We start from the raw sequence: 18360 nt of genomic DNA on the forward strand, positions 1-18360 counted from the left end.
TCTTTATCTACCCTTAACAACTGCATGAAACTCTTAATTGCACATATCGCCCTGTTGCTTTATAGTTCGGTCGTGTTTGCACAAGCAGATACAGCCGTACTTGTTTCGCAAAAAGAAAACAAAGTTTCTTTTAAGGCAAGCCTGCCTCCGCTTACGCAAATACCCGGCGCACCCAAACCGTTCTATACCTATTTATGGGATTTTGGTGATGGTCATTTCAGCACCGAAGAAAATCCTGAACATGTGTATGCAAAAGAAGGAGATTACGAAGCTGTGTTGTATGCGGTGAACAATTATGATGATGGCAAGAAACCCGGCCGCAAACCAAAGAAAGTGGGTGTGAAGCAGGTGAATAAATCTTATCTCGCTTCAGTATCACCATCTGAACAAAATTTCTTTAAGGCAAATGGCTTTTTTGAATTGAAGTATAACTGCATGGCTAAACCCGGCGACACCATGGTATTGATGGCCGGCTGGAAAAATGATGTGGCAGTAAATGGCAAAGTGTATCTCTTCATCAACGAAAAACAATTCGGGCAAAATAGTTTTGATACAGCAGGTTTTCGTTTGTACAACGATGCTGCTTTGATCAATGATAAGAATGCAATTGCATCTGTTCGTCCGTTCGACAATATGTTGCTAACAAGCAGTGGAAGTCCTGCATCTAATTTTAAAGAAGAGAAAAAATTCACTGGCGTTGAAAGCAAAACGTTTTTGATGAATACATTGAAAGGTTACAGCAATGTATTTGCAGTTGATATTAAACAGGCAACCACCGATGCACAGTTTATGTTCACCAATCTCTTCGTTACTCCGGGCATGATAAAGGATACCAATGCAACCATCATCATTACAGGTTTGTTTGTGCCGGACACAGGTGGAGTGTACATGCATCAGCTCAATATCCCGATCGTTACGTCGCATGATCCTAATAAGATGAACCTGAATCATGGACGATTGAATTACCGCACGCTCAAGAAAAGTAAATCACTCAGTTATAAGATCCGTTTTCAGAATGATGGTGAAGGCCCGGCACGAAAAATTAAGTTAGCGATTACACTTCCTTCGGCAATGGATCCGCAAACGATCAGTATCAAAGACATGTCGCCTTACTGTTTGCCTTGCGATAGTGTGCCGACACGAACAGGTTGCTGGGAGTTGGTCACCAATAAAGACAGTGCAGCATTTATTTTCAACGGCATTTATTTGCCCGGTACGAACCAGAAAGGTGTGAATGATAAAGATAGCACCAAAGGTTTTGTTGAGTTTGATGTGAAAACAAAAAAGAAATTAGATAACCTTCCGTTCAAAGGGAGAACAGCTATTTATTTTGATAAGAATGAACCAGTGATCACCAACTTTGCTACAGGAAAATTTAAACCTGCACTTTCACCAATTGTAATGGCGGGTTATGAAATGAATCTTGGTGAAAATGGGTTGAGTGACGGTGTGAATATTGGTGTTGGTATTGCAAGACTTGCACCTTACAAACCATATTTTCAATTTGAATTGTTTAGTAAGTATTATCAAACTACCACTGCCCAACAAACATTTCAAAGACAAGGTGTGGTAGTAATTGATGGCAAGAACTATGATTACCGAGGTTACAGGGAGCAATTACGAAGCCGCATTACACGTATTGGTTTAGTGCCCTTGCATTTACGCTATAATTTCAACGATCTGTTATCGGCAGGTACCGGTGTGCGTGTTGATGCAGACTTTGCAGGTTCAATTGATACAAGCCGCACCTATCTGTTGAGCAATTTCAATGGACAGGTGAATTTTCCATATGATTTGAAAAGAAACAGTTCTATAAAAACATTCTCCAATGCACAGTTTCTTCCGTTTGTTGATCTGCAGTTTGGAAAGGTTCGTCTTGGTCCGCAGGTAGGCACCCGTTTTTATTATGGCGGAACAAACCGATCTTATCTCTATTTTTATGCTTCCTGGCGACTGTAAGAAAATCATATCAACGATCCATTAACCGACTGCTCGTTCCGTGCAGTTTAGTATTTCTTTTTTTATTTTTTTCGGGTGATGAAAAGCCTTTGCAAAAAGCAACATGGATAGAAGTTTATCAGCCTAAAGATCAATTGCATGCTTACCTGGAGAAGTTGTATGATCTTACTGATGAGCAACCTTTCTATTTTTCCAACAAAGCCGATTCGTTAGAACAAAGCTTGTGGCGAAAGCCAACATCAAAAGAAGAGCAAACAGCTTATCTCGACTTTGTACTCAACATCGGTTATCATTTATTACAGCAGGGACAGATACAAGCCAGCACACGTTGGTATGAAAAAGGGTTGAACTATCAGCAACTACAGAAAGTTGTTTATGAAGCTGAAGAGTTTATTATAAAACCACTCGGAAATAATTATGTGCGGTTGGGTGATTATGATAAGGCAGTGGCATTGCAGCAATCAGCGATAGAACAGGCAAGTGCTGAACAGAAATTGAATTTGCTTCCGTCGCTTTACAGTAACCAGGCCATTACGTATTACTGGTTGGGGAACTATGATGCAACCCAAACAAGCTGCAACAAAGGTTTGCAGTTTATAACGAAGCAGCCAACTGTTGCCGGTTTGCTGTACAATGTAAAAGCCGATGCGTTTTATGCAGCAGCAAAAATGGATAGTGCTGGTTTCTATAACCAGAAAGCATTGCAATTCTTTCGCTCTGCCGATGCGGTTGATGCAGATGCTTCGTGGATGGTGAGCGCCTTGCAGCTCTCTGCTAAAATTTTGTACGATCAAAAGCAATGGAACAAAGCCTTACAGAAATTACAGAACGCAGAAAGGATACTCGAACAGACCTACTCCGACAGCAGGCAGCGTGATAAAGCAAAACTGAAAGCAGAAAAGGGTAATCTGTTCATTCAGTTACAACAAAGTGATAGCAGTATTCAAAATCTTAAAGACGGCCTGCAGTATTTCAAGATCAGCAGCAGTGGTTATTTCCCCGATCATACCGTTACAACATTATATGCAGGTTTGGCGAAAACATTTGCAACACAACAGCCAGACAGTGCAGGATATTACTATCTGCTTGCAGTTGCCAATGATTATTATTGCAACCAGTTGATCACAACTTCTTCAAATGCTTTGCAAAGCAGCAACAGTAATACCATGAGCGAAGAAGCTATTGTATTTTTCGAAGAGCGATACAGTCAAACAGGGAAACAGGAATCAGCTCAACAGTTACTTTGGCTTATTGAATTATCAAAGGGCCGTAAACTATTGAATGAACAAAGCCGAAGCAGACAATGGCAAACTGACAGCACCTCTTTATTGCAACAGCAGTTATTTGCTGAGCTGCGAAACGATTATCTCTTATTAGCTGAAACAAATGATGCTGCAAAGAAGACACTCATCAGCGAACGAATCCGCAAACAGGAACTTCAACTCGGCTTGCAGGAAAACCGTTTTGCTCAATTGCTGGAGCAGCCTTCGCTGCAACAGTTTCAGCAGAAGTTAAAGGAAGTAACGGCAAAGGCCGATTTTATCAGCTATAGTATCGTCAATAATCAGGTTTATTTATTGCATGCAACACATGGAACTATTAATTGTAAACGTCTGCCTGCTGCTGTAAAACAACAAACAGATTTATTGCTCCAAACTTACTTCTCTCCATCATCATCAGCTTACAATAATAACCCGGCCGCTTATTTTCAATCAGCAAATGAACTGCGAAAGCAAGTACTTCCTGTTGAACTAAAAACTAAATCACTCGTCATTTCTGCTGATGCCTGGTTGCATCATCTTCCCTTTGAAGCGTTGAGTACGGATAACAAAGAGCAGTTTCTTGCTGAACAAACTGCAGTAAGTTATGTGTACTCGTTTCTGCAATATGTGCAGGAAATAAAACAGTCAGCCCAAAAATTACCATTCACTGTTTATACATTTAGTCAACCACAGAATGGATTCGCAGCGTTGCCTAATTCACTTGTTGAAGCAAATCAGCTGAATAAACAATTCAAAGCAAACTTGTACGAGGCAACAGCAACCGATGCCAATGTGTTTGTTGCATCCATGCAATCATCTACTGTTTTACATATTGCATCACATGCGGTTGCCGACAGTACACGGCAACCTTATCTTTTATTGCAAGAGAAATTTTATCTAGGTCAACTACAATACATTACTACAGCATCCCCTTTGGTGGTACTAACCGCCTGCGAAACAGCCGCCGGTTCCTTACAGGGTGGAGAAGGTGTTGCAAGTATCGGACGAGCTTTTATCAGCAAAGGCGTGAAAGGAGTAGTTGCCAGCAGATGGAAAGTGGACGATGCTGTTGCTCCGGTCTTTATACAATCGTTTTATTCTTCTTTGGAAAAACAACATTCACCTGTAACTGCTTTGTATGAAGCCAGAAAATTATACTTCCAAAACACAAACAATCCTGCACAAAAAAATCCATTGCTTTGGAGCGGCTTCAGTTATTTAGGAATTGATCAGCAGATCGAATTACAAACATCTTCTTTCAATTGGTATTGGGTATTGCTCATTCTTTTTATACCGATTGGATTTTATTTCCTGCGTAAGTCCAAGCGTTAATTTTTTATCATAAAGAACTCAGAGGGTTGCACTAAGAGCACAAAGCTTCGTGTTTGCTGTGTACACTTTGTAATTACATGATGAGTAGAGAAATAGACCACGAAGTATGCGACGCAACCACAGCTTCATAGAAATTCAACTGCCTGTTACCCAAAAATATTCCTCCTCAATCTTCTTAAAATCAGCGAGTTAGAAATAATCTGAAAAATTCTTCCCCAAACAGGGTAACAATCTTTTGCTGCTGCGGATATACCTGCAAACAACAAACAAAAACAATTAAAACTTCTTATTATGAAACAGTCAATCTTCTCAACCGTAGCAATTGCAGCAGCCATCAGTTTTACTGCTTGTAAAAAAGAAAATAAAACAATGGTGCTGCCACATGTGTTCGAACAAAAAGTAAAAACCTTCTTCGATGCAAACGCACCAAAGTATGAAGCGTTTACCATCGATGCATCAACTGGTGGTATGCTGTTAACAAGCAAAGGCACAAAAATCAACTTCCCGGCCAATGCATTTAAAAAATCAAACGGACAACTTGTAACAGGAAGTGTAACTGTTCAGGTAAAAGATATTCACCAGGCAAGTGATATGCTGTTAGGTAACAGACCAACTGAAGCCGGTGGACAGATGCTGGTCTCTTATGGAGAGATGACAGTAAAAGCAAATCAAGGTGCTGATGAATTACAACTGAATGTACCTGCACAGGTAGTAGTGCCTGCTGCGCCAAAAGCCGGAGCTAACGGACAGTTCTTACGTGAAATACCAATGTGGGCCGGTGATAGTGCAGTTACCTATACCATCAATGGTAACGATCATGAAAACCTTCCTGTAACACTTTCACAAACCGGTTATATGCCACGTGGCGTAAACTGGGTACAGAACGGAAACTTTGCTGTGAACAATAACAATGGTACTTCAACTTTTAATCTTGATAGTCTTGGCGTATGGCGTAACTGTGATGCGTTAATGGGTGACCCACGTCCGAAAACAACAGTGTTGGGTTACTTCAGCAACCAGTGGAACTCTGCAACAAGTACAAGTTATATGGGTGGTGAACCAAGTATGCTCTTCTTTAAAGTGAAACAACAAAACACACTGGTGAAATTGTATAACAAAATTGTGAATGCACCTGCAGGTAAAGAAGGTTTGTTAAGCTACCAGAACAGTTTCCCGATTGGTATTGAAGGTACATTTCTTGCCATCACCTTTAAAGACAATAAAATTTATGCGGAAATGAAAGATATAACAGTAGGTGCACCTGTAAGTGGTAAAACGTACTACGGTGTAACGTTTAACCTCGCAGAAGTAACCGAAGCCCAGTTGCTTTCTCTGATACAACAATTGAATACCAAGTAAGGTCCGTTGTTCATCCGTCGAAAACATCAGTACTATGAAACAAAAATCCCCCGGCAACGGGGGATTTATTTATTTAAAATCACTTTGAATAAAATCTGCCAGCAGTTTCATACGGTAATAGAGATTGCTGATCATGAGTTGTACGTTGTTCTTTACATCCGCAACAGAACCATTGCTCATCTTCTTAAGCGTTTTCATTTCTACAATTTTTTCATCGATCTTATCGATCAGTCGTTCCGCATTCCATCCAATGTATCGTTTGTTACGATCGTCGTAAACATGATAGGGTTCAATAGCTCCTGCTTTAAGTTTCTTAAATGCAAAGTTTTGTTTGATGGCTTCCTGGATGGCATCGTTGCTGAGCAGGTCAATAATTTTGTCGGCCGATACTTCGTTCAGAAAGCCATTCTTGAAAATGTTGAGGTTGTTGCGGAGTTCCATGAGTACCTGTTTCTTGAGTACATCACTTGTTTTGCTTTGCTTGTGCAAGAATGAGATAAGGTTGTCTAATGGTGCAATGCCGCTTTTAAGCCAATCGAGGTTCATGAAATAAATTTAGTGTTCATTTCTCAAATGCAAAAACATCTGAAAACGAAAAAGCCGCTCAAACTGAACGGCTCTTAAAAATAGACAGGAAAAATCTATTATTGTTTCTGGAGTACCACGGTAAGAACAGTGCTGACCTTATTTGTAATACTAAAACCGCTCTGCGATGCAGTGGCGGTTGACGAGCTATTGATAAAGAGTGATAATTTAGTTCCTTCCAGTTTATACTTGCAACCACCCGGCTCTGGTGTTGCGTTACCCACTGCATTATTCGCAAAATAAATGGAATCATTTCCAATTAATTTATATTGGCTTGTGCCGTTTGTTGGAGCAATAGTTGCACTTGTTGGCGCAGTATCCTCACTTTGTAATACACCATTGTCATAATCTTTCACCGTTACAGTACCCGTATAGTCATAACCAATGCCTTCTGCATCGAATGCATTTGAGGTTATTTTGTATTGGCCCTTGGGATTTGAAGAAGTGAAGGCTGTAATAGTCTCAGTTTTTTGATTATCGCTGCCGAATGTAACGTCACGGGTTACTAAAGAGTTTCCTGCAATAGAAACGAGTTTCCAGTTTCCGGCGATGGGAGATGGGGTTTCATTTTTTTCTTTTTTACAAGAGGTTGCTGCAAGAATAATTACAGCGAGTAAGAGGGTGAGATTTTTGAGTTTCATAAGAATATTTTTGCAAGAATAGGTATTTTTTGCAATGTTGTACCTTGCCTCTTTATAACCGTGTTGATTTGTCACATAAGCGTATTATAGCCCACTTTGATCTTGATACATTCTTCGTATCTGTTGAGCGGTTGAACGATCCTTCACTCATTGGCAAACCTGTGATCGTTGGTGGCACAAAAGAAAGAGGTGTGGTGAGTACCTGCAGTTATGAAACACGTGCATTTGGTGTGCATAGCGGCATGCCAATGGCACAGGCGATGAAACTTTGTCCACATGCAATTGTAATGCAGGGAACACGTGGCGATTACAGTCGTTATTCAAGATGGGTCACCGATATTATCGCAGCAAAAGCACCGCTGTTTCAAAAAGCATCGATCGATGAATTTTATATTGATCTGACTGGAATGGATCGCTTTTTTGATCCGGTGAAATGGACGGTTGATTTACGCCAGGAAATCATTGATGCCACACAGCTGCCAATTTCATTTGCAATGGCGTCGAATAAACTGGTTGCTAAAATTGGTACCGATTTAGCAAAACCCAACAACTATATTGTTATTGAACATGGAAAGGAAAAAGAGTTTCTTGCTCCGTTACGTGTAAACAAAATTCCGGGAATAGGAGAGAAGGCTTATCATACTTTACTTGATCTGGGTATTGAAACGATCGGTGATCTGCAAAATGTAAATCCAGTTATGTTGGAGCAACAATTGGGTAAGCATGGACGGGATCTGTGGATGCGATCACAAGGCATCAGCAGCAGCGAAGTAAATGCTTATCATGAATCAAAATCAATTTCAAGCGAGAATACATTTCACGAAAACCGCAGCGATATTGCTTTTCTGGAAGAAGAGATCGTTCGCTTAACAGAAAAAATTGCACATGAACTCCGGCAGGAAAACAAAATGGCGGGTTGCGTATCGGTAAAGATCCGTTACCCAAATTTTGAAACGCAACAGCGACAGGCATCTATCCCCTATACATTTTATGATGATGAACTTATTTACAATGCGAAACAATTATTTCATCAACTGTATAAAAAAGGCCAGCCGGTTCGTTTGCTCGGCGTTAAGTTGAGTGAATTAACCGATGAAGCTTCACAAACAAATCTCTTCCAGGATGTGCAGAAGAAGAACGAACTGTACAAGGCCATCGATAACGTGAAAGAACGTTTTGGTAAAGCATTACTCACAAAAGGCCGAAATGCAAAGCGAAAAGAGGAAGACAATGAATTGCCCGATGTTTCCTAACTGATGTTCGTGGGGTAAATTTTTTAGTTGTAAAGTCTATCTGATAAGTAGGGAAATGCTATATTTGCTCTCTCAAATTCTATTGTTCACTTTTTAATTCTGTTTTATGAGTTTACGTTTAGGTGATGTAGCGCCAAATTTCCAAGCCAAAACAAGCATTGGTGATATTGATTTTTATGAATACCTCGGTGACGGTTGGGGTGTCTTGTTTTCGCATCCTGCCGATTATACGCCGGTATGTACAACTGAGCTCGGTAAAACAGCTTTATTAAAACATGAGTTTGAAAAGCGTAATGTAAAAGTGCTGGCGCTAAGTGTGGATGGTGTTGCAAACCACAAAGGCTGGATCAGCGATATCAATGAAACGCAAAATACAAGTGTTGAGTTCCCCATAATTGCAGATGAAGACAGAAAGGTGGCAACTCTTTATGATATGATCCATCCCAATGCATCTGAAACAGCAACAGTACGTTCTTTGTTTATAATCGGCCCTGATAAAAAAGTAAAATTATTTATTACTTACCCTGCATCAACTGGTCGTAATTTTCATGAAGTATTACGTGTGATCGATTCACTTCAATTAACAGCTAATTACAGTGTGGCTACTCCTGCTGATTGGAAAGAAGGAGAAGATGTAATTGTGGCGCTCTCAGTTAGTACTGAAGCAGCAGTTGAGAAATTTCCAAAAGGCGTAAAAATTGTGAAACCTTATTTACGATATACTCCGCAACCCAATAAGTGAGTTTTCTATTGATGAAATGATCTGGTTATGCAAAGCCCCCAAGAGATTGGGGGCTTTAATTATTTGATCCATTTTTCAAACTGTTGCAGCAATGCCCTCAGATCTTTTGATAAGGTTGCTTCCAATTCAACCTTTTTACCATCAACATCAGTGAATGTAAGCTTCCATGCATGCAGTGCCAAACGGTTAAGTAATGGCCGTTCTTCCTCTTCTGATTTTGCAAGTTTGAATTTTTTTCGCTTCATGGATGAGAGAAGAATGGGGGTGGCAGTACCATATACTTCATCGCAAACTATTGGATGACCAATATGTTTCATGTGCACACGTATCTGATGCGTACGTCCTGTATGTATCTGGAATTGCATCCACGAATAAAGCCCATGTTCTTCCAGCACTTTGTAATCAGTTAAAGAAGCTCTTCCTTTTGCATGTGTAATATAAGTTGCATTTTTTGCAGGGTGCTCCATGATCGGTGCATCAACACTTCCATCTTTATTCGCCAAGGTGCCGTGTACAAGACCGAGATAAAATTTCTCTACTGTCCGGTCTTCAAACTGTTTTGATAGCAGCTTGTGTGTTTCTTCATCTTTTGCAAATACAATAAGACCGCTTGTGAATTTATCTAAACGATGAACGATCCACACCTTGCCATACTTTTCATTCAACCAATCTTTTAAAGATGGTTCGGTTTGTTTACGGTCAGGAATAGATAATAAACCAGATGGCTTGTTGAGTGCGATCCAGTGTTCCGTTTCGGCAATAATTTCGAGTTTATTCTTCATCTCTGTTCTTGCCTTTGGTTTCTTCTTTCTTTTTTACAAACGACTTGTTGAGGAATTTCAAGAGACGAACTTCTTTTTCGTTGAGGTAACGCCATTTGCCACGATCAACATTTTTCTTGGTGAGGTTGGCAAAGAGTACACGATCCAAGCCTTTCACATCATAACCAAGCGATTCAAACATACGGCGCACAATGCGGTTACGCCCACTATGAATTTCTATACCAACGATCTTTTTATTTTTAGGATCAGCATAACCTAATGCATCAGGTGCAATAAAACCATCTTCTAGTGTAACACCGTTCAGTAGTTTTTCGAAATCTTTTTTCTCCAAAGGTTTATCGAGTGTTACTTCATACACTTTCTTTACCTGGAAACTGGGGTGCGATAATTTTTGTGTGAGTTCGCCATCATTCGTCAACAACAAAACACCGGTTGTGTTTCTGTCTAAACGACCAACAGGATAAATACGATTGGTTGATACGCCTCTCATCAGATCCATAATGGTTCTTCTTCCCTGCGGATCTTCTGAAGTAGTGATATAATCTTTTGGTTTGTTTAGCAGGATGTACACCAGTTCTTTCTGTATGCTGATCTTTTTGCCGTTTACTTTTACTTCGTCTTTGTCGGTTACTTTATGTCCCGGCTCTGTAATTGCTTTACCGTTTACCAATACAGTTCCGGTTTTAATTACTTCAGCAGCTTCTCTGCGACTGCATACGCCGCAATGTGCCAAGTATTTATTCAATGGCATTTCGCCATTTGTATTTTCACGTTTGAAAGTAATGGGTTCAGCAGGTGTTTGCGCTTTAGCTACATAAGCATCGCCCTTTTTCGTCGGTCTGGTAGCTTGTGGTCTTAAACTTCTTTCTTCTGCTTTCTTTTTGGCGAAGTATTCGTTCTTATCGGCTCTTGCCTTTTTCTTTTCCTGGCGGAATTCTTCTTTCTTTTGAGCGTTTGTTTTTTGGCTTTGAAAATTGCCAAAACTCTTTTTTGTCATAATGCTTGTATTTGCTGTTTTGCAACAGGATGAGCGGCAAAGGTAACTCAATTGGTTTATGGGAAGAAATAAGATATCGCTCGTTAGTTATTCGTTGTCAAAAACTCTTGATTAAGTACTGACCAAACGATTACGTAACCGTTCATCCAATGATTGGCACATGCTTAACATTTCAGAAATTATTTTGCAAGAATTTTCCCAACAAACCGTCAAACTAATCTATGAGAAATTTTTTCTTTGCCCTTTTTTTGTTGATGACCTATGTAGCCGGCGGGCAATCTCCCCAAACTCTTTATTTCGATCCTGCTTCAACTATTGGCGCACCTGCATCAAGAATTTTTGAAAGCATTACCTACATTCCTCTTGAAACAACAAAACAAAGCTTGTTTGGACAAATCAGCCGCTTAGTAGTAACGCCGCAGTATTTTATTATTTTCGATTACGATACCCAGGGCCTTTATTTTTTCGATAAGTCAGGAAAATTTATAAAAAAATACAAAGACGACAAGTATCTTATTGGTAGTATGCAGTTTTTTGAAAAAGAGAATGCGCTCTACATCCTGCAGTCAAACAAAAACTTTAAACCAACACAGCAATTTGTAGATGAACTCGTTCGTAACCCCTTTTCACAGAGTAATAGAAAATATGCAAGGGCTGTTTTATATGATCTTTCTGATATTACAAAAGAGCAGATAAAGGAAATACCTGAGTTTACAATTTACATGGCTAACCCTTATTGCTTGGCCCCCAAACAGTGGGCTTACAGTATTATTTTGGAAGATAAAGATGCAAAAGATTCTGTTGATTATGAACTGAAAGTATCTGATGGAAATAAAGCCATCCGAGCTTATTTTCCCTACGCTAAGCGGAATTCATCTTACTTGTCTGACGTACAGAATATTGATTTTTTTTCAACAAGTAATTCAAACACTTTACTCTTTAGCCGGCCGTATATTTATACCATTTACCAATTAACAGCAGATAGTATTACACCTCTTTATAATTTTGTACTTCCTTTTGAAAACACAATACCTAAATCTTTTTTCAGCAAACAGTTTAGCTCAAGAAACGAATTGCGGGAATACAAACAAATGAACCCAAGCTATGTCTGGGAAATAAATGGATTGGTTCCATTCAATAATTACTTATTCTTCTCTCTCGATTATCAAAAACGTGATCGCAGGTTTTTGTTTGAAAGAAATGGCAACCGGTTTTATAATGTCAACAGAATAACACCCGACAGCAGCAATGCTTTCCTGCCAATCATGGGTTGGAACATCCAGTATTATGACAACACAGCGTTGTACAGCAGTATATCTTCCGATGCCATGTTCCGTTCTAAAGAAACAGAACAAAATAAAAAGCCTGTCTATTCTGAATTAGTGAAAACGTATTTCGATAAGAGTAAATCCTCAGCAAACCCCGTTATCATCATCTTGAAACCATTGACAAAAACCAAATGAAATGACCATACAAATTAGCAAGCTGGCTTTTAACAAGGGCGAAGATAATTTGTATGGTTATACTATGTGGCCGAAAGACAACAACAATTAACACATGAAATTAATTACCATTCTACTGCTCCTTCTCCCATGCATTATTTTGTCGCAAGAGAAAACAGTAGGCCCTGCTGGTACTGTTACCGGACTTGTAAAAGATTCAGCAAACGATTATGCACTGGAGTCTGTAACTGTACTTGTATACAAAAAAAGTGATTCTACCTTATTAAACTATCAACTCACAAACACATCCGGCGAGTTTACTTTTGATAAGCTGCCTTTGAATGTTTCATTGTTGATCAGTCTTACATCATCAGGATACAAATCGTTTTCAAAAACCATCAAGCTCGACAGTGCCAATTCATCTTACAGCTTTGGCACCATACAACTCGGCACTAACTTTAAGAGTCTGGATGAAGTGGTGGTTCAAGCCGTATTGCCTATTCGTATGAATGGCGATACGTTAGAAATAAACCCTGCAGCATTCAAGCTCGATTCAAATGCAGTGGTTGAAGATATGTTGCGCAAAGTACCCGGTGTTACTCTTTGGGGAGATGGTACTGTTACTGTTAATGGCAAAAAAGTAACCAATGTGTATGTTGATGGGAAACCTTTCTTTGGTAATGATCCTGCTATTGCAACTCAGAACTTACCAAAGAATGCAATTGAAAAAATACAGGTGTACACGGAAGAAGACCGTACAAAAACTGCAGCTGAACGAACTGCTTCTGATTCATTGCTTACGATGAATATTAAACTGAAAGCCGATAAAAAGAACGGCTACTTTGGTAAAGGTGGTGTTGGTATTGGAACTGACAATCGCTTTGAAGGTGATCTCGGTTTACAGGCTTACAATAAAAAAACAAGACTAGGTATTGGTGCGGCCATCAACAATATTAATAAAGGTGTTGAGGATTTGCAATCGTTGCTGGGCGAAACAACTTACAGAAGTTTTAACCCACGCAACCGGTATGTGGCCAATTTCGGCGGACAAGGCATTAACAAAATATACTTCTTTGGTGCTAACCTGCAGCATAGCTTTATTGAAACAACAAACAACCAACGTACAAACGAGTTATCACTTGACTTAACCGGTCGTGGTAATGTGAACAATGTAAGTTCCAGTTCAACGGGCGTTTCAACAACCGGTGCCGGCGCTTTGTATACATCATCAACACGAAAGTCAACACAGGATAACGATACAAAAAGCATAGGGCTAAATTATAATAAACGAGACAGGGATAAGGACCTGGGCGTTCGTGTTTCGATGAGTGAGACAAAGGGTTTTGGTAATTCATCGTCAACTTCACAAAGTGAAAGAGACAGTGTGGGTATCGTAAGCGAAAATGTGGAGTCGTCTCAATCGCAAACAACAAACCGTAACATCAACCTGAGTGGAAATTTTCAAAACAAGGATAGTGATGAACGAAACCTGAAAAGTTTTTCTTTAAGGATCAACTCAGGGTATAGCGAAAATCAAAGTATACGTAACACGCTTACAGATTTTGATTCGTATGAAAACCCGGTACGAAATACATCACTAAACCGCCTTTATAATTCAAACTCAAACAACTGGAATGGCGGTGTGAATTTTACTTATAATGCATTGAAGCGTTTATTATTTGGTAGTAATAATCTTTGGAACATTAATGTAAGAGTTACCAATAACTTCCAGGTTAGTAAATCGGACGTTACTTATAATGTAAGTGATTTCGATTCTACAGGAAAGGTTTATGTCATCAACAATAAGATCACTAACCTTCATCATAATAATCGTATAAGTGAAGAGCCTGCTTTGAATTTATCGAAAGCATTTACTAAAAATCTATCGAACCGATACTTTCGTTCCATTACATTTTCAACAAATCTTGGCGGACAGCTCTTATGGGAAAAGGATCGTTCAAATTTCAGCAACCGTAACCTGAACAGGGACTTTGCGTTCTTTACGCCCAACTCAAATATTGCGTACTTCTATCAAAAAACAAATGGATACAACGTTAATTTTAACGTTAATTACTCGAAAAACTTCGCCATTCCCGGACTTGATCAATTGTATCCCATCATCGATAGCACAAACCGATACTATTTCAATTACGGGGGCGCATTTTTGAAACCTTCAGCTACTAATAGCGTTGGCTTTAATTTCAATTATAACAGGGGTAACAATAGAAATAAAAAAGCGGATATTAACTTCAACCTTAGTGGTAACATTGGAAGAGTGAAAAATGCGATCGTTGACAGCAGTAATATTTACAATGATGGTAGCCGGGACGTTTACCTTATTAATTTAGATGGCAGAAAAACCTGGAGCTTGTTTGGAAACGTTAATACATCGATCAAACTGAAAAAAAATGTATTGCAGTTCACTTACAGCGGATCCGTATTTAATAGCCAATCACCAAATTACATCGATAAGATATTTTCTGTTTCACGTACCCAAAATATCAACAATTCATTGCGTGTGTATTTTGCAGTAGCCGATATTATCAACTTCTCCTTATCGCAGGGAGTGAATATGAGTAACAGCAAACAAACAGGTGGCAAGTTGCAGTCGTTTAATAATAAAAACTATGTAACGTCTGCAAGTATGAATCTTCAATACCCGAAAGATCTTACACTAAGCAGTACATTTAACTATGTGCGGAATGAAGCGAGTAAACAAACATCAATGCTTTGGAATGCATTTATCAGTTACCGCTTGTTGAAGAGTAAACAAATCGAAGCCAAGTTTTCTGCAATGGACATCCTGCGGCAGAACAATAATATCTTTATCAATGCCGGCAGTAATGGCATCAATACAACCGTCACCAATGGACTGGAACAATTCTACATGCTGACGATCTCTTATTTTCCACGCAAGTTTGGCGTGGGCCAGGGTGGTGGAGGTCGTCGTGGGCCCGGTGGAGGAAATGGACCAGGTGTGAGAATGGGTGGAAGACAATAGCAGAAAAAGATATTGTTATTCACATAAATAAATAGCGGCTATGTTTTTTACATAGCCGCTTTTTTATGAATCTGAATTTGTTTGAAATAATAAGAATAAAAAAGGTATCAATTCATTCCTTCTTTATTCGCTAATTGTCCGCAGGCTGCATCAATATCTTTACCACGGCTTCTTCTTAAGCGTGCATTCACTTTATGTTTTTCTAAATAAGCCATGAATTTATTCGTTACTTCTTCATCAGGCTTTTGAAACTTCGCCATATCAATGGGATTGTATTCAATAATGTTGATGAGATCAGCAGGAACCTGTCGGTAAATTTTGATCAACTCATCTGCATCCTTCAACGAATCATTAAAATCTTTGAAGAGGATATATTCAAAGGTGATTTCATTGCCCGTCTTTTTGTAAAAATGATTCAGCGCTTCGATCAACGATTTGATATTGTTGGTATCGTTGATTGGCATGATCTCATGACGCTTCTCATCAGTCGCTGCATGTAAACTCAACGCCAGTTTAAAACGCACTTCATCATCACCCAGTTGCCTGATCTGTTTTGCAACGCCTGCTGTTGAAACTGTGATGCGGCGTGGACTCATGCCCAGCCCATCGGGCGAAGTAATTTTTTCAATCGCCTTCAACACATTTTTATAGTTAAGCAACGGCTCGCCCATACCCATAAAAACAATATTGGTCAACTTTTTTTCATACACCCGTTCACTTTGTTGATTGATGAGTACCACTTCATCATAGATCTCATCGTAATTGAGATTACGCTTGCGATCAATATAACCGGTTGCGCAAAATTTACAACTGAGTGAACAACCTATTTGCGACGAAACACAAGCGGTTTTTCTTTCATCGGTTGGTATCAACACACCTTCCACCAAATGACCTTCATGTGTGCGGAATCTTGACTTCACTGTTCCATCGGCTGAATACTGTGTTGCATCAACGGCCAAAGCCGGAAGTGTAAATGTGTCACCAAGTTTCTGACGGAGTTCTTTGCTGAGATTGGTCATGTCGGCAAAGCTGTGGGCATGTTTCTGCCAAAGCCATTCATACACCTGTTTTGCCCTGAATTTCTTTTCCCCCATGCTTTCGAAGAAATCGGTGATTTCTTCAAGACTTAAGTGGCGGATATTTCGCTCGTTCGCTACTTGCATAGCGGCAAAGGTACAAAGCAAAAATGGATTGAATTGAGTTCTTTACATTTGACTTTTATAATTACATATGAACCCAGTTTACATTATCGATTGCATCCGCACACCCATCGGCAGATACGGAGGCGCATTAGCTACTGTTCGCCCCGACGATTTGCTTGCTCATGTTATTAAAACATTGCTGCATCGTAATTCATCCATCGATGTAAATGCGATTGAAGAAGTGATCGCTGGCGCTGCTAATCAAAGCGGTGAGGATAATCGCAATGTGGCCCGGATGGCCGCTCTTCTTGCCGGCTTGCCTGTAACAGTTGCTGGCAATACTGTAAACCGTTTATGTGCAAGCGGCTTGCAGGCCATCATGGATAGCGCAAGAGCAATTGCCAATGGCGACGCTGAATTGATGATTGCTGGCGGCGTTGAAAGTATGAGCCGGGCGCCTTTTGTAATGCCGAAACAAACTGATGCATTTGGCCGCAAAACGGAACTGTACGATACAACACTTGGCTGGCGTTTTATCAACTCCCGTCTTTCCGAATTATATCATCCGTACAGCATGGGTGAAACGGCTGAGAATGTAGCTAAGCAATGGAATATTTCCCGCCATGCACAAGATGAATTTGCATTAGAAAGCCAGGCAAAATATGCTGCTGCAAAAACTGCTGGTAAATGGGTTGATGAAATAATTCCTGTTGAAGCCGTGCAAGGAAAGCAGGTGATAGTTGTACAAGGCGACGAACATCCAAGAGAGACAACAATAGAACAGTTAGCTAAACTGAAACCTGCTTTTGCAAACGACGGAACGGTTACAGCAGGTAATTCAAGTGGTATTAATGATGGTGCTGCTGCCATGTTATTGGCGAGTGAAGAGGCCGTAAAGAAATATAATCTTAAGCCAATCGCTAAAATTAGATCAATGGCAGTGGCGGGAGTTGATCCGTCTATTATGGGAGTGGGGCCTGTTCCTGCAACACAGAAAGCATTACTACGGGCAGGGCTTACCGTTAGTGATCTTGATTTGATAGAACTTAATGAAGCCTTCGCCTCACAAAGCATAGCCTGCATTCATGATCTTGGTCTTGATATACAAAAAGTAAATGTAAACGGTGGAGCCATTGCAATTGGTCATCCGTTGGGTTGCAGCGGTGTACGTATCTCCACCACCTTGTTGCACGAAATGAAAAGAAGAAAGAGCAGGTATGGTTTAGCAACGATGTGTGTAGGGGTGGGACAAGGTGCAGCGGTAATTTACGAAGCGATCTAATTTGTCAAAACAATAAAGCCGCCTGTAAGGCGGCTTTTGCATTATAGAATACTTGCTTTTACTTTAAATTTAATATCGGTGCGGATATCTACTGCCTGCGTGAGTGTTTCTTTCGTAACAACCTTTGTACGCAGTTTGTAGCTGCTTGCTTTCACATATTTATCTAAATTCTGAGTGGTGCAGTTAAGCGAAATAGTTTGTGCAGTTGAAACAATGTTATCAAGGCTTGCCAACTCAACTTCATCGCTGCTGCTGGTAGAAATAAATATCTGAATTGATTTCAGGAAGCTGAATGTTTTATTGCTTGGATTGGTAATGGTCAGTTTCAGTTCTTCCAATTTGATCTCTTTTATAAGATTTGCTGCCGTATTGTTGTTTTCAAATTGCTGCGAAGAGTTGGTGGTAACATCCGGTGTTCCTACTTCAAACGGAAGATTTAAAGGTGAAGCAGCTTCTACCCGAAAGTTGGCCTGGTGATTAATGCCGAAATTGACGCCCAGTTTTTTACAACTTGAAAGTATAACAACGAACAGCATGGCTGTAAGGGAGAGTTTTGTTTTCATGTGATATAGATTGAATTG

General features: G+C 39.8%; 14 protein-coding genes. 8 read left to right on the plus strand and 6 right to left on the minus strand.

Going from position 1 to position 18360, the window contains the following annotated elements; genetic code table 11:
- Positions 1–24 precede the first annotated feature (24 nt).
- The 3 genes from WG954_RS08660 to WG954_RS08670 all read left to right on the plus strand — a co-directional run bounded on the left by WG954_RS08660 (position 25) and on the right by WG954_RS08670 (position 5912).
- The gene (locus WG954_RS08660; RefSeq protein ID WP_340435554.1) at positions 25–1959 is read left to right on the plus strand and encodes a DUF7849 domain-containing protein; all 1935 of its coding nucleotides are present in this window, start codon (positions 25–27) and stop codon (positions 1957–1959) included.
- 89 nt (positions 1960–2048) lie between these two features.
- The gene (locus WG954_RS08665; protein ID WP_340435555.1) at positions 2049–4553 is read left to right on the plus strand and encodes a CHAT domain-containing protein; all 2505 of its coding nucleotides are present in this window, start codon (positions 2049–2051) and stop codon (positions 4551–4553) included.
- Positions 4554–4844: 291 nt separating this feature from the next.
- A complete protein-coding gene (locus WG954_RS08670) occupies positions 4845–5912 on the plus strand; it encodes a hypothetical protein (RefSeq protein WP_340435557.1) in 1068 nt (355 codons plus the stop codon).
- Between the two features lie 69 nt (positions 5913–5981).
- On the opposite strand, the gene WG954_RS08675 is transcribed toward WG954_RS08670, so the two are convergent.
- Positions 5982–6458 (minus strand): hypothetical protein, encoded by a 477-nt coding sequence (locus tag WG954_RS08675; RefSeq protein ID WP_340435558.1) that lies wholly within the window; start codon positions 6456–6458, stop codon positions 5982–5984.
- Positions 6459–6556: 98 nt separating this feature from the next.
- Positions 6557–7138, minus strand: a complete 582-nt coding sequence (locus WG954_RS08680; protein ID WP_340435560.1) for a hypothetical protein — start codon at positions 7136–7138, stop codon at positions 6557–6559.
- Between the two features lie 68 nt (positions 7139–7206).
- Here WG954_RS08680 and dinB point away from each other — a divergent pair, with 68 nt between their 5' ends.
- Both dinB and WG954_RS08690 read left to right on the plus strand, forming a co-directional pair.
- Positions 7207–8391 (plus strand): DNA polymerase IV, encoded by a 1185-nt coding sequence (dinB, locus tag WG954_RS08685; RefSeq protein ID WP_340435562.1) that lies wholly within the window; start codon positions 7207–7209, stop codon positions 8389–8391.
- A 106-nt stretch (positions 8392–8497) separates the two neighbouring features.
- Positions 8498–9133, plus strand: coding sequence for a peroxiredoxin (locus tag WG954_RS08690; protein WP_340435564.1), 636 nt, complete (start codon positions 8498–8500; stop codon positions 9131–9133).
- 59 nt (positions 9134–9192) lie between these two features.
- On the opposite strand, the gene WG954_RS08695 is transcribed toward WG954_RS08690, so the two are convergent.
- Both WG954_RS08695 and WG954_RS08700 read right to left on the minus strand, forming a co-directional pair.
- Complete coding sequence (locus WG954_RS08695; RefSeq protein WP_340435565.1) at positions 9193–9915, minus strand: RluA family pseudouridine synthase; 723 nt, start codon at positions 9913–9915, stop codon at positions 9193–9195.
- Complete coding sequence (locus tag WG954_RS08700; protein WP_324229250.1) at positions 9905–10912, minus strand: pseudouridine synthase; 1008 nt, start codon at positions 10910–10912, stop codon at positions 9905–9907. The genes WG954_RS08695 and WG954_RS08700 overlap by 11 nt, the downstream gene beginning before the upstream one ends.
- Positions 10913–11133: 221 nt before the next feature.
- Between WG954_RS08700 and WG954_RS08705 the strand changes: the two genes are divergently transcribed.
- Together WG954_RS08705 and WG954_RS08710 are read left to right on the plus strand one after the other, a co-directional pair.
- Entirely contained in the window at positions 11134–12375 is a 1242-nt protein-coding gene (locus WG954_RS08705) for a DUF4934 domain-containing protein (RefSeq protein WP_340435568.1), read from the plus strand.
- Between the two features lie 94 nt (positions 12376–12469).
- Positions 12470–15355, plus strand: a complete 2886-nt coding sequence (locus WG954_RS08710) for an outer membrane beta-barrel protein (protein ID WP_340435570.1) — start codon at positions 12470–12472, stop codon at positions 15353–15355.
- 107 nt (positions 15356–15462) lie between these two features.
- On the opposite strand, the gene rlmN is transcribed toward WG954_RS08710, so the two are convergent.
- Positions 15463–16518, minus strand: a complete 1056-nt coding sequence (gene rlmN / locus WG954_RS08715; RefSeq protein ID WP_340435573.1) for a dual-specificity RNA methyltransferase RlmN — start codon at positions 16516–16518, stop codon at positions 15463–15465.
- Positions 16519–16585: 67 nt separating this feature from the next.
- Here rlmN and WG954_RS08720 point away from each other — a divergent pair, with 67 nt between their 5' ends.
- Complete coding sequence (locus WG954_RS08720) at positions 16586–17779, plus strand: acetyl-CoA C-acyltransferase (RefSeq protein WP_340435574.1); 1194 nt, start codon at positions 16586–16588, stop codon at positions 17777–17779.
- Between the two features lie 41 nt (positions 17780–17820).
- Here WG954_RS08720 and WG954_RS08725 read toward each other — a convergent pair whose 3' ends face one another.
- Positions 17821–18342: a hypothetical protein gene (locus WG954_RS08725; RefSeq protein WP_340435576.1), complete on the minus strand. Its 522-nt coding sequence runs from the start codon at positions 18340–18342 to the stop codon at positions 17821–17823.
- Positions 18343–18360: the final 18 nt, after the last annotated feature.

Source organism: Lacibacter sp. H375 (genome assembly GCF_037892425.1).
Classification (GTDB): Bacteria; Bacteroidota; Bacteroidia; order Chitinophagales; family Chitinophagaceae; genus Lacibacter.